Origin of the sequence: Pseudomonas sp. TMP9, assembly GCF_037943105.1 — a bacterium.
Taxonomy (GTDB): Bacteria; Pseudomonadota; Gammaproteobacteria; order Pseudomonadales; family Pseudomonadaceae; genus Aquipseudomonas.
The window spans coordinates 665,301-677,039 of the sequence record NZ_CP149803.1 but is presented as its reverse complement, the minus strand read 5'-3'; the positions used below and the strand labels follow the sequence as shown (position 1 = coordinate 677,039).

The 11,739-nt window shown below is 56.3% G+C and carries 14 protein-coding genes and 1 other RNA gene; 5 read left to right on the top strand and 10 right to left on the bottom strand.

Going from position 1 to position 11,739, the window contains the following annotated elements; translation table 11 throughout:
* The 3 genes from mraZ to rsmI form a co-directional block, all read right to left on the bottom strand.
* Positions 1–456: a division/cell wall cluster transcriptional repressor MraZ gene (mraZ, locus tag WF513_RS03265; RefSeq protein WP_339081404.1), complete on the bottom strand. Its 456-nt coding sequence runs from the start codon at positions 454–456 to the stop codon at positions 1–3.
* Between the two features lie 309 nt (positions 457–765).
* Positions 766–1,124: RNase P RNA component class A (rnpB, locus tag WF513_RS03260), an RNA gene on the bottom strand.
* A gap of 41 nt (positions 1,125–1,165) precedes the next feature.
* Complete coding sequence (rsmI, locus tag WF513_RS03255; RefSeq protein ID WP_339083391.1) at positions 1,166–2,014, bottom strand: 16S rRNA (cytidine(1402)-2'-O)-methyltransferase; 849 nt, start codon at positions 2,012–2,014, stop codon at positions 1,166–1,168.
* Positions 2,015–2,175: 161 nt separating this feature from the next.
* Here rsmI and WF513_RS03250 point away from each other — a divergent pair, with 161 nt between their 5' ends.
* From WF513_RS03250 to WF513_RS03235, 4 genes are read left to right on the top strand one after another with little or no spacing between them, the layout of a single operon-like run.
* The gene (locus WF513_RS03250; RefSeq protein ID WP_339083389.1) at positions 2,176–3,987 is read left to right on the top strand and encodes a penicillin-binding protein activator; all 1,812 of its coding nucleotides are present in this window, start codon (positions 2,176–2,178) and stop codon (positions 3,985–3,987) included.
* Positions 3,984–4,358, top strand: coding sequence for a YraN family protein (locus tag WF513_RS03245; protein WP_339081400.1), 375 nt, complete (start codon positions 3,984–3,986; stop codon positions 4,356–4,358). Before WF513_RS03250 ends, WF513_RS03245 begins: the two co-directional genes overlap by 4 nt.
* A 42-nt stretch (positions 4,359–4,400) precedes the next feature.
* Positions 4,401–4,994: a phosphoheptose isomerase gene (locus WF513_RS03240; protein WP_339081398.1), complete on the top strand. Its 594-nt coding sequence runs from the start codon at positions 4,401–4,403 to the stop codon at positions 4,992–4,994.
* Positions 4,991–5,524 (top strand): BON domain-containing protein, encoded by a 534-nt coding sequence (locus WF513_RS03235; protein ID WP_339081396.1) that lies wholly within the window; start codon positions 4,991–4,993, stop codon positions 5,522–5,524. Before WF513_RS03240 ends, WF513_RS03235 begins: the two co-directional genes overlap by 4 nt.
* A 55-nt stretch (positions 5,525–5,579) precedes the next feature.
* On the opposite strand, the gene WF513_RS03230 is transcribed toward WF513_RS03235, so the two are convergent.
* The 7 genes from WF513_RS03230 to rplM form a co-directional block, all read right to left on the bottom strand.
* On the bottom strand, positions 5,580–5,993 hold the full coding sequence (locus WF513_RS03230; RefSeq protein ID WP_339081394.1) for a ClpXP protease specificity-enhancing factor: 414 nt from the start codon (positions 5,991–5,993) through the stop codon (positions 5,580–5,582).
* A 15-nt stretch (positions 5,994–6,008) separates the two neighbouring features.
* Positions 6,009–6,626, bottom strand: a complete 618-nt coding sequence (locus WF513_RS03225; RefSeq protein WP_339081392.1) for a glutathione S-transferase N-terminal domain-containing protein — start codon at positions 6,624–6,626, stop codon at positions 6,009–6,011.
* Between the two features lie 90 nt (positions 6,627–6,716).
* Positions 6,717–7,499, bottom strand: coding sequence for a cytochrome c1 (locus WF513_RS03220; RefSeq protein ID WP_339081390.1), 783 nt, complete (start codon positions 7,497–7,499; stop codon positions 6,717–6,719).
* On the bottom strand, positions 7,499–8,710 hold the full coding sequence (locus WF513_RS03215; RefSeq protein ID WP_339081389.1) for a cytochrome bc complex cytochrome b subunit: 1,212 nt from the start codon (positions 8,708–8,710) through the stop codon (positions 7,499–7,501). Before WF513_RS03215 ends, WF513_RS03220 begins: the two co-directional genes overlap by 1 nt.
* The gene (gene petA / locus WF513_RS03210; RefSeq protein ID WP_339081388.1) at positions 8,707–9,303 is read right to left on the bottom strand and encodes a ubiquinol-cytochrome c reductase iron-sulfur subunit; all 597 of its coding nucleotides are present in this window, start codon (positions 9,301–9,303) and stop codon (positions 8,707–8,709) included. The genes WF513_RS03215 and petA overlap by 4 nt, the downstream gene beginning before the upstream one ends.
* Positions 9,304–9,557: 254 nt before the next feature.
* Positions 9,558–9,950, bottom strand: coding sequence for a 30S ribosomal protein S9 (gene rpsI / locus WF513_RS03205; RefSeq protein WP_339081387.1), 393 nt, complete (start codon positions 9,948–9,950; stop codon positions 9,558–9,560).
* 14 nt (positions 9,951–9,964) lie between these two features.
* A complete protein-coding gene (gene rplM, locus WF513_RS03200; protein ID WP_007917032.1) occupies positions 9,965–10,393 on the bottom strand; it encodes a 50S ribosomal protein L13 in 429 nt (142 codons plus the stop codon).
* A gap of 251 nt (positions 10,394–10,644) precedes the next feature.
* On the opposite strand from rplM, the gene WF513_RS03195 reads away from it, so the two are divergent.
* Positions 10,645–11,682: an NADP(H)-dependent aldo-keto reductase gene (locus WF513_RS03195; protein WP_339081386.1), complete on the top strand. Its 1,038-nt coding sequence runs from the start codon at positions 10,645–10,647 to the stop codon at positions 11,680–11,682.
* The last annotated feature ends 57 nt before the right edge of the window (positions 11,683–11,739 follow it).

The window sequence follows — 11,739 nt, the reverse complement described above, 5'->3', positions numbered from 1 at the left end:
TCACAGGATCAAGTCACGTAGGTCGTCGGACAGAGCACCCGGTTGCTTGATCGCGGCCAAATCGGCATCGGCCACAGCATTCCAGGAATCCTCATCCCACAATTGAAATTTATTGAGTTGGCCGACTAGCATCACGCGCTTGTCCAGCTTGGCGTGTTCGCGCAAACGCGGCGGCACCAAGAAACGACCGCTGGCGTCCAGCTCAAGGTCGACCGCGTTGCCGATCAGCAGGCGTTGCAGGCGGCGGTTTTCTTCACGGAAGGAGGCGAGTTCGCGGAGTTTGGCTTCAATCAGCTCCCACTCAGCCAATGGGTAAACACAGAGACAGGGGTCGATGGCATCAATCGTCACGATAAGCTGGCCAGCACAACGCGATACGAGCTCGTCCCGATACCGACTTGGCATCGCGAGTCGCCCTTTGGCGTCGAGACTGATGGCGTTTGCTCCGCGAAACATGATCGCGCCTCCCCTTTTTTATTAGCTATCCGTGCCTAAAAAACCCACTTTTTGCCACTTCTTACCACCCGCGCACACTATAGGAACGCTCGACCCCCACCGTCAAGGCGCGCTTAGCGGGAAAAAACCTTATAGAACGGCGATTTAGCGAACTTTTAGCGGGGCAAAACTGAGAAATAACGCGAGCAAATAGGTATAAAAACGAGCCTAAACAGCGCGCTGAGCCTCAAAGTTAAAGTGATTTGTTAAGAGTAAGATTTTTTCGGTATTAGAAAGGAGGTGAAGCTGTGCAGCGGATTGAGGAAAGAGGTGGAGAGTCGATCTGTAAGCCGGGTTCTGTCGAGGACAGTCATTCCTCTACGACGTACATCACTGCACGCCTTTAGCAACCTACCCGGTTCCAGCGCGGGCCACGCCAATGGAACCCTATTTGGTCTTGCTCCGAGTGGGGTTTGCCTAGCCACGAACTGTTACCAGTCGCGCGGTGCGCTCTTACCGCACCTTTTCACCCTTACCGGCACCGAAGTGCTTAGGCGGTTATTTTCTGTGGCACTTTCCGTAGGCTCACGCCTCCCAGGCGTTACCTGGCACTCTGCCCTATGGAGCCCGGACTTTCCTCCCCCGCATTACGCAGAACGCAACACGGCAGCGACTGTCCGATCGACTCTCCGCCAGCAAGATTAACGGCACGCGCCGCATTGGACAAGGCTTAAAGGTCTTTCTGCTGCTCCAAGGCGACCTGATACAGCAGGTTCTTGCGCACCCCGGTAATCTCGGACGCCAGCGCCGCCGCACGTTTAAGCGGCATTTCTGCGAGCAGCAAATTCAATACGCGCAACGCGTCAGCGCTGACCGCCTCCTCACCTTCCGGCGCTTGCCAACCGGCCACCAGCACCACGCACTCACCGCGCTGCTGATTGCTGTCGGCAGCCACCCAGGCTGCCAACTCGGCCAGCGGCATACCCTTGAGCGTTTCAAAGGTTTTGGTAATTTCACGCGCCAGTAGCGCTGGACGCTCACCACCAAACACCGCTTGCATATCCTGCAGGCATTCAAGAATACGGTGCGGCGCCTCATAGAAGATCAGCGTGCGCGGCTCTTCCTTAACCTGCTCAAGCCGCGCGCGCCGACCAACTGCCTTTGCCGGCAAGAAACCTTCAAAAATAAACCGATCAGACGGCAAACCCGCAGCAGACAACGCGGCAATAAGCGCACAGGCCCCAGGCACCGGCACCACTGCAATACCGGCAGCTCGTGCTTGGCGGACCAAGTGATAACCCGGATCAGAAATCAGCGGCGTACCGGCATCGGAAATCAGCGCCACATCGTCACCCGCCAGTAGCCGCGCGAGGAAACGCCCGCCCTGGTCACGCTCGTTGTGTTCATGGCAAGCCGCAAGCGGCGTGGCAATGCCGAAATGCTGCATCAATCGCGCCGAATGGCGGGTGTCTTCTGCGGCGATCAGCGCAACGTCGCGCAGAATGTTCAGCGCCCGCGCACTGATGTCATCAAGGTTACCAATCGGTGTGGCCACCACATAAAGACTGCCTAAAGGCACATTTGCAGCAGCAGGAGTGGTCACAGCGCAAGCCTCTTAAATCAGCAAAGCGCGCATTGTAGCCCGTTTCCAACCTTCGACATCGCGTCACCCGGCGGGCTTGGGTACAATTGGCAACTCAATTTTATCAAGTATCAGGAACGTCCTACATGCCCACCCGCCTGATCACCTACCTGCGCCCCCTTTTTGCCCTTTGCCTCGCCAGCTTGATCGCTGCTTGCGCCAGCCAACCTTCATCGACGCTTGGCGAGCTGCCGCGCACCCCACAAGCCAGCATTGAACAGCTGCTGCAACAAGCAGCGCAGAGCCCGACTGAACAAGCCGCCGCTCTTCGCCTGTCGGCAGCCGACCTGGCGCACAAGCAACAAGATCTCGCACGAGCCAGCAGTATTCTGCAATTGGTTGCGCTGGAAAGCTTGAAACCGGCTCAGCAGATTTACGCCAGCACCCTGCGCGCTGAACTGGACATGAGCAATAACAAACCAAAGGCTGCCTTGCGCGCCCTCGCCCACCCAAGCATGGATCGCCTTGGTGAATTGCCTGTTGAGCAGCAGGTGCGCAGCCAATTAGTTCGCGCTAGCGCGCTACAGGCCACTGGGCAATCCTTGGCGGCTGCCCGCGAGCGTGCGTTTATCGCGCCGCTACTCAGCGGTGCAAACGCCGCAACCAATAATGAAGCGATTTGGCATCTGGTTTCCAACTTACCCGTAGCGGAACTGCAAGCCAGCGGCGATGCCGACTTTGATGGCTGGCTGGTGCTGGCACGCACCACCAAAGGCGCCGGCACGCTGGAACAACAGCAAGCGGCAATCGACACTTGGGTTGGGCAAAACCCCGAGCACCCGGCGGCGCAGCAACTGCCGCAAGCGCTGGTTGAGCTGAAAAAACTTTCCAGCCAACCCCTCACTGAAATTGCCCTGTTACTGCCGCAGGATGGGCAACTGGCTGGCGTGGCTCGCGCGTTGCGCGACGGCTTCCTGGCCGCACACTACCAAGCCCAGCAGGCTGGACAGAACCCGCCAAACATTCAAGTTTTTGACAGCTCACGCATTGGCTCCATGGACGCCTTTTACACTCAGGCACAAGCCGCTGGCGTGCAGCTGGTGATCGGCCCGCTGGAAAAAAACTTGGTCAGCCAACTGAATAGCCGCGAACAGTTGCCCATCACCACCCTGGCTCTGAATTACAGTGAAGGCACCCAAGAAGGCCCGGACCAGCTATTCCAGTTCGGCCTGGCCGCTGAGGATGAAGCCCGTGAAGTTGCCCGCCGCGCCTGGGCCGACGGCATGCGTCGCGCTGTCGCCTTGGTGCCCGCGGGTGAATGGGGCGACCGCGTACTCGCCGCCTTCCGCGAAGACTGGCAAGCCCAAGGCGGCACGTTGATCGCAGCTGAGCATGTCGATCAGCCAGTTGAGCTTGCCCGACAAATTGCAGACTTGTTTCAATTGCGCGAGAGCGAAGCCCGCAGCAAACGCCTGCAAAACACTCTTGGCAGCGCTGTCGCCGCCGCACCCTCACGTCGCCGCGACGTTGACTTCATCTTCCTCGCCGCGACCCCGCAGCAAGCCCAGCAGATCAAACCGACTTTGGCCTTCCAATACGCAGGCGATGTGCCGGTCTATGCCACCTCGCACCTGTTTACCGGCATCTATAACCAGGCACAATACCTCGACCTTAACGGCATCATGTTTTGCGAAACGCCTTGGCTACTCAACGTCAACGATCCGCTACGCCAACAAGCCAGTGCGCAGTGGCCGCAAGCGGGTACCAGCCTAGGTCGTCTTTATGCGATGGGCGCGGATGCCTACCAACTTGCCCCGCGCTTGAATCAACTGAAAGCGCTGCCAGACACTCGCCTGCAAGGTCTTTCCGGCACACTTAGCCTCAGCCCCACTCAGCGTATTGAGCGCCAATTGCCTTGGGCTGAGTTTCGTGACGGTCAAGTTCAGCCGCTGCCTGACAGCCTCAATTGAGCGAGCGAATCAGCACCCAACAACAAGGTGATGCTGCCGAGGCCCACGCACGGCAGTATCTCGAACGGCAAGGCTTACGCCTGCTGGCGCAAAACTGGCGCTGCCGCCTCGGCGAGCTCGATCTAGTCATGCTCGACGCCGATACAGTAGTATTCGTAGAAGTTCGCTATCGACGCCATAGCGCGTGGGGTGGCGCCGCAGAGAGCGTGGATGCGCGCAAACGTGAGAAACTCACCCGCGCCGCCCAACTCTTTCTGCAACAAGAATCGCGCTGGGCCAAGCACCCATGCCGTTTTGATGTGATTGCGATTACCGCTGACAACGAAGCCCCTGCGCCACTGAACTGGATTCAAAACGCCTTTGATACCTAAACAGTCGCCACACTGAAAATTCTATCGCCCATGGATATGCCAATGGATATGCAAGCCCGTATTCGTCACCTGTTCCAAGCCAGCATTGAAACCAAACAGCAGGCTATGGAAGTGCTCATCCCTTTTATCGAGCAAGGCAGTCAGGCCATGGTTCAGGCACTGCTCAGCGAGGGCAAGATCCTCACGTGCGGCAATGGCGGCTCAGCTGGCGACGCTCAACACTTCTCCTCTGAACTACTCAATCGCTTCGAACGCGAGCGCCCTAGCCTGCCGGCCATCGCCCTGACCACCGACAGCTCGACGATCACCTCGATCGCCAACGACTACAGCTACAACGAAATATTCTCCAAGCAGATCCGTGCGCTTGGGCAGCCAGGTGACGTGCTGCTGGCGATATCGACCAGTGGTAACTCGGCCAACGTGATTCAGGCCATCCAAGCGGCACACGATCGTGAGATGACCGTGGTTGCACTCACTGGCCGTGATGGCGGCGGCATGGCCTCGCTGCTGCTACCGGAAGACGTCGAAATACGCGTACCCGCGAAAGTTACTGCGCGCATTCAAGAGGTGCATTTGCTGGTCATCCACTGTCTCTGCGACCTCATCGATTGCCAACTATTTGGGAGTGAAGAATGACTCGTTCACCATTAATCCTTGCAGTTCTGGCACTGACCCTCGCCCTGGCTGGCTGCGGCAATCGGAGTGTTGGCAACAAGATTGACGATCAGTTTATTGCCCCTGAAGTGAGCTCCAGCGTAGCCCGCGCGCACATTGATTTGAGCAGCCCGACTTCGCGCATTGTCGTCACCAGCTACAACGGGGTAGTGCTGCTGGCCGGACAAACTCCACGCAGTGACTTGAAAGCCATAGCCGAGCAAGCAGCGCGCAAGGTTAGTAATGTGACCAAGGTGCACAACGAACTCCAGGTCATGCGACCCACCTCGCTGCTGGCTCGTAGCAACGATTCGTTGTTAACCAGCCGCATCAAAACGCAAATGCTCGCTGACAGCAGCGTACCCGGCACGCGCATTAAGATAATCACCGAAAACGGCGTGGTGTTTATGCTTGGACTGGTGTCTCGAGTCGAAGCTACTCAGGCCACCAACTTGGTGCAGAGCGTCTCTGGCGTTCAGAAAGTGGTGAAGCTGTTTCAATACACCAACTAATACTGACGGCGTTATTGCAGGCGATAAAAAGGCGATCCTAGGATCGCCTTTTTACTTACTTGACCACCTTCAAACTGGGCCGGCCACTTGGGCGTGGCGGCTGATCATCAGGTGAGCCGGGAGCATCCGGATCGTCAATCTCTTCACCGTCAAGCATCGACGGCTCCGCATCAAAGACCATACCCTGACCGTTTTCCCGCGCGTAGATCGCCAACACGGCAGCTACGGGGATGTACAGGGTTTGCGCAACCCCAGCAAAACGGCCTTCAAAGCTGACAGCTTCGTTATCCATATGCAGGTGACGCACAGCCGTAGGTGAAACATTCAGGACAATTTGCCCATCACGAGCGAAACCACTCGGCACCTGCACACCGGTAAACTCGGCATTGACCAGCAAGTGCGGAGTGCAGTCGTTGTCCACGAGCCACTCATAGAGGGCACGAACCAAATAAGGACGACTCGACTTCATCATGACCTCCTCGGCTTAGCGCATATCACGCTCAACGGACGACAAGCTGCTCTGGAACGCTTCACGGGCAAACTGCCGATCCATGTAGTCCAGCAGCGGCTTGGCGGGCTTTGGCAATTCAATCCCAAGCACGGGCAAACGCCATAAAATCGGCAGTAGGCAACAATCCACCAAGCTCAATTCCTCGCTGAGGAAATACGCTTTGTCGGCAAACAGCGGCGATACGCCGGTCAGGCTTTCACGCAGTTCTTTGCGCGCCAACACGCGCGCAGGTTCTTTACTGCGCGGATCAAGAATCAAGTCCACCTGCGCACACCAATCCCGCTGAATACGATGAATCAGCAGTCGGCTATTGGCTCTGGCAACTGGATACACCGGCAACAGCGGCGGATGTGGGTAACGCTCATCCAAATATTCCATCACCACTGTCGACTCGTAGAGAGCCAAGTCGCGGTCAACCAGTGTTGGCAGGCTGGCGTAGGGGTTAACCTCCAGCAGTCCGGCCGGATAACGGCCCTTTTCTACACTGATGATTTCGGCGCTGACACCCTTCTCGGCGAGCACAATACGTACGCGGTGGGAATAGTGACCGGCGGGGTCAGAGTAACAGGCCAACCTATTGGCTACGGCCATGACGTCTCTCCTCGCTTATTAAAGTTATGTGAAGCAGAAAAACCTGCGCGCCCAAAGGGGCGCGCAGGTTAACAGCGGAGTTGCAGCGGCTTAATGGACGTCTTTCCAATACTCACGCTTGAGCAGGTAGGCGAACACGAAGAAGAAGCAAAGATACAGCAGAACATAGGTGCCTATGCGCTGACTTTTCAATTTGACCGGGTTAGCCGAATACGCCAAGAAGGTCACCAAATTCTGGATCTTCGTGTCGAACTCCTCAGTGCTCAAGGTACCGGTCTTGGCTTCGATAGTCAGCTGATCACACGCCTCATGGGTAATGGGTGTGCCGGTCAGTGGATCGAACTGCTTCTTACCGTCCTCAACCACTTGCACCTGCTTACAGCCAATGTACTGACGACCCTGCAAGGCCACCAAAACGTTCGGCATACCTACGTTGGGGAAGACCATGTTGTTGGCCCCCATAGGCCGGGCTGGATCGTCATAAAAGGTACGCAGGTAAGTGTACAGCCAGTCAGTGCCGCGTACGCGTGCAACCAGAGTCAGGTCAGGCGGTGCAGCCCCAAACCATGCCTTGGCTTCGGATGGCCGCATACCGATCTTCATATGCTCGCCAATCTTCGCGCCCGTGAACACTAGGTTTTCCAGCATGACTTCATGCGGAATACCTAGGTCATTAGCGACACGCTCATAACGCTGGTACTGCGCTGAGTGACAACCCATGCAGTAGTTGGCGAAGGTGCGCGCACCGTCCTGCAGGGCTGCTTTATCAGCCAGGTCGATATCAACCTTGTCCAGCGGATATTCGACGCCGCCTGCGGCAAAGCCAAGGCTCGGCAGAAGCGCAATAATCAATGCTGCGAAATACTTTTTCATCAGCCAGTCACCCTTTCCGGAACCGGTTTGGTTTTTTCCATCCTGGTGTAGAACGGCATCAGGATAAAGAACGCGAAGTACAGGAAGGTACACACCTGTGCCAGCAGCGTACGACCTGGGGTTGGTACCAACACACCCAACACACCCAGAATTACAAAGGACACACAGAAGATCAGCAACCAGACCTTGCTCATCCAGCCTTTGTAACGCATCGATTTCACCGGACTACGGTCCAACCAAGGCAGTACAAACAACACCGCGATAGCCGCACCCATGGCAATTACGCCCAGCAACTTATCAGGTACCGCACGCAGAATCGCGTAGAACGGGGTGAAGTACCAAACCGGGGCAATGTGCGCAGGCGTCTTGAACGGGTTAGCCGCTTCAAAGTTAGGCTTCTCGAGGAAATAACCACCCATCTCCGGGAAGAAGAACAGCACGAAGCAGAAGATGAACAAGAAGACCACAACACCGACAATGTCCTTCACGGTGTAGTAAGGATGGAACGCGATGCCGTCGAGCGGAACACCGTTCTTATCCTTGAACTTCTTAATGTCCACGCCGTCTGGGTTGTTCGAACCGACTTCGTGCAGGGCCAGAATGTGCAGCACAACCAGACCGAGAATAACAATCGGCAAGGCCACCACATGCAAGGCGAAGAAGCGGTTCAGGGTGATGCCAGAAATCAGGTAGTCACCACGAATCCACTGCGTCAGGTCCGCACCGATTACCGGAATGGCACCAAACAGCGAGATGATCACCTGGGCGCCCCAGTAGGACATTTGACCCCACGGCAGCAGGTAGCCCATAAAGGCTTCTGCCATCAGCATCAGGTAAATCAACATGCCGAAGATCCACACCAGCTCACGGGGCTTCTGATAAGAGCCGTAGAGCAGCGCGCGGAACATGTGCAGATAGACCACAACGAAGAACGCGGAGGCGCCCGTGGAGTGCATGTAGCGAAGGATCCAACCGTATTCAACATCACGCATGATGTATTCGACCGAAGCAAACGCCTCTTCCGCCGACGGGGTATAACTCATGGTCAGCCAGACACCTGTAACGATCTGATTGACCAGCACCAACAAGGCGAGCGAACCGAAGAAATAGAAGAAGTTAAAGTTCTTCGGTGCGTAGTACTTGGTTAGATGCTCTTCCAGCATTCTGGTCGCTGGGAAGCGCGCATCAATCCACTCCATGAGTTTACTCATGATGCTTTCTCCTGATCCACACCGATGATAATCACATCATCTGTCTCATACGTGTGCGGCGGTACCGGCAGGTTCAAGGGCGCAGGCTGGCCTTTATAAACACGACCTGCGAGGTCATAGCGCGAACCATGACATGGACAGAAATAACCACCCACCCAATCAGCACCCAGATCAGCAGGCGCAACTTCCGGGCGGAAGGATGGCGCGCAACCCAGGTGAGTGCACAAGCCTACCAACAACAACAACTCGGGCTTGATCGAACGGGTTTTCGGATCGACATAGCTCGGCTGCTCAGAGGCCTTGGAATCAAAGTCGGCCAGTACGGGCTCGAGCTTGACCAAGTTGCTGAGAATTTCCTCGGTACGGCGCACGATAAACACCGGCTGCCCCCGCCATTCAGCAACCATCTGCTGTCCCGCCTCGATTTTGCCGACGTTCACCTTAACGGGTGCTCCGGCAGCTTTAGCCTTGGCGCTTGGGAACCAGGACCCTACGAACGGGACCGCGGCACCCACCGCTCCTGCAGCGCCCACCACAGAGGTGGCCGCTACCAGAAAGCGACGCCGGCCTGCATTCACGCCGTCATTGCTCATTCAGTCGTCTCCCATCAGCTTTATGGCCTGTAGTTCAGGCCTATACAAGGTAAAAATCGAGTCGCGCGAAATTTTTCAAATGGTAAAGAAAAGCCCCTCTACTGACAAGGTAATTACCTCCGTAGAGAAGGCGCAACCCCTTACAAATCAGGACTTACGCAGATGCGGCATGATGCCGCATAACCAACCAGCACCCAAAAAAAACGCCCAGCCCCGATAGGGTACTGGGCGTTTCTTGGAACGCAGGAAGCGAATTAACGCTTGGAGTACTGCGGACGCTTACGCGCTTTACGCAGACCAACCTTCTTACGTTCAACTTCACGGGCATCGCGAGTCACGAAGCCAGCTTTACGCAGAGCAGGACGAAGGGTTTCATCGTAGTCCATCAGGGCGCGGGTGATACCGTGGCGGATTGCGCCAGCTTGACCACTTACACCACCACCGACAACGGTGATGAAAATATCGAACTTTTCAGTCATCTCAACCAATTCCAGCGGCTGACGAACTACCATGCGGGCAGTTTCGCGACCAAAGAAACCGTCAAGAGTGCGGTTGTTGATGGAGATTTTACCAGTGCCCGCACGCAGGAAAACGCGAGCGGTTGCAGTCTTGCGACGGCCAGTGCCGTAATTTTGAGTCGCCGACATAATGAACTATTCCGTTAAAACTTCAGTTCTTGGGGCTGCTGAGCAGTATGTGGGTGTGCAGCGCCCGCATAAACTTTCAGCTTACGGTACATGTCGCGACCCAGCGGGTTCTTAGGCAACATGCCTTTGACCGCGGTCTCGATCACGCGCTCAGGCGCTTTAGCGATCAACTTCTCGAAGTTGATTGACTTAATGCCGCCCGGGAAACCGGAGTGGGAGTAGTACATTTTGTCAGTGGTCTTAGCACCCGTAACGCGAATCTGCTCAGCATTGATAACGACGATGTAATCGCCAGTATCAACGTGCGGAGTGTATTCAGGCTTGTGCTTGCCACGCAGACGGCTCGCGATTTCGGTAGCCAGACGACCCAGGGTCTGGCCGGCAGCGTCGACGACGAACCAGTCGCGCTTAACTGTTTCCGGTTTAGCAGTAAAAGTTTTCATTCTTTATAGCCTCAGGGGCCGCCCTGATAAATAAGACGGCGGATCTTACTGAATAGTGCGTGCTTTGACAAGGTCAAAGGCAGCCGAAAACAGGCGCTATCGGGGGCTCGGGTCAGCGCGACTGTTACACGGCAAGATTCTTCGGCAGACGGCGCATCACTTCCACTGCAGAAAGAGGTGCGCAATTATGCAGATTGCGCGGAAAATATCAACACGATTCAGCTAACCCGTTTTTTCTTAAGGAACTCGCTATGGATTACCGTCAACTCGGCCGCACAGATCTTAAGGTCAGCAGCCTCTGCCTCGGCACCATGACCTGGGGCGAACAAAACAGCGCCAGCGAAGCCATCGCCCAGATCGAACGCGCTAAAGCGTACGGGGTGAATTTTATCGACACGGCCGAGATGTACCCCGTACCGCCGCGCGCCGACACCTACAGCAAGACCGAACAGATCATCGGTGACTACTTCAAGCAACGTGGCGACCGCGCCGACTGGGTACTGGCCAGCAAGATAGCCGGCCCCGGTAACGGTATTGGTTACATCCGTGACGGTCAGCTTAAACATAACCGGGCGCACATCGCGGCCGCAGTGGATGCCAGCCTACAGCGCTTACAGACTGACTGGATCGACCTGTACCAGCTGCACTGGCCAGAGCGGCCAACCAATTACTTTGGTCAGCTCGGCTACCGCCACCAGAGCGGCGAGTTCACTTCACTGGCAGACACGCTCGAAGCCCTAGATGAACAGGTCAAGGCCGGCAAAATTCGTCACATTGGCCTGTCCAACGATACGCCTTGGGGCACCATGACCATGCTGCAACTGGCCGAGCAACATGGCTGGCCACGCAGTGTTTCGATTCAGAACCCCTACAACCTGCTTAACCGCAGCTTTGAAGTGGGATTAGCAGAAGTCGCCACACGCGAGCAATGTGGCTTACTCGCCTACTCACCACTGGCCTTCGGCATGCTGTCCGGCAAGTACGCAAACGGTGTACGCCCCGCCAATGCACGCATCAGCCTGTTTAGCCGCTTCACCCGCTACACCAACCCCGAGTCGGAAGCTGCCTGCGCGCGCTATGTGGCCCTGGCGCGTGAGCATGATTTAGATCCAGCGCAAATGGCCCTGGCCTTTGTCACGGCACAACCGTTCGTGACCAGCAACATCATTGGCGCCACCAGCCTGGAACAATTGGACAGTAACCTTGCGAGCAGTGAGCTGCAGTTATCGGCTGAGGTGCTCAAAAGCATCGATGCGATCCATAAAACCCAGCCCAACCCCGCGCCCTAAACGCCGGCACAAAAAAGCCGACGCAAACGTCGGCTTTTTTGTGTGTGCGATGTAGCG

Excerpts from the sequence above, each read along its gene's own strand:
- mraZ (WP_339081404.1), bottom strand. The coding sequence starts at position 456 with ATGTTTCGCGGAGCAAACGCCATCAGTCTCGACGCCAAAGGGCGACTC.
- WF513_RS03240 (WP_339081398.1), top strand. The coding sequence starts at position 4,401 with ATGGATATGCAAGCCCGTATTCGTCACCTGTTCCAAGCCAGCATTGAA.
- WF513_RS03235 (WP_339081396.1), top strand. The coding sequence starts at position 4,991 with ATGACTCGTTCACCATTAATCCTTGCAGTTCTGGCACTGACCCTCGCC.
- WF513_RS03230 (WP_339081394.1), bottom strand. The coding sequence starts at position 5,993 with ATGAAGTCGAGTCGTCCTTATTTGGTTCGTGCCCTCTATGAGTGGCTC.
- WF513_RS03225 (WP_339081392.1), bottom strand. The coding sequence starts at position 6,626 with ATGGCCGTAGCCAATAGGTTGGCCTGTTACTCTGACCCCGCCGGTCAC.
- WF513_RS03220 (WP_339081390.1), bottom strand. The coding sequence starts at position 7,499 with ATGAAAAAGTATTTCGCAGCATTGATTATTGCGCTTCTGCCGAGCCTT.
- WF513_RS03215 (WP_339081389.1), bottom strand. The coding sequence starts at position 8,710 with ATGAGTAAACTCATGGAGTGGATTGATGCGCGCTTCCCAGCGACCAGA.
- petA (WP_339081388.1), bottom strand. The coding sequence starts at position 9,303 with ATGAGCAATGACGGCGTGAATGCAGGCCGGCGTCGCTTTCTGGTAGCG.
- rpsI (WP_339081387.1), bottom strand. The coding sequence starts at position 9,950 with ATGTCGGCGACTCAAAATTACGGCACTGGCCGTCGCAAGACTGCAACC.
- rplM (WP_007917032.1), bottom strand. The coding sequence starts at position 10,393 with ATGAAAACTTTTACTGCTAAACCGGAAACAGTTAAGCGCGACTGGTTC.
- WF513_RS03195 (WP_339081386.1), top strand. The coding sequence starts at position 10,645 with ATGGATTACCGTCAACTCGGCCGCACAGATCTTAAGGTCAGCAGCCTC.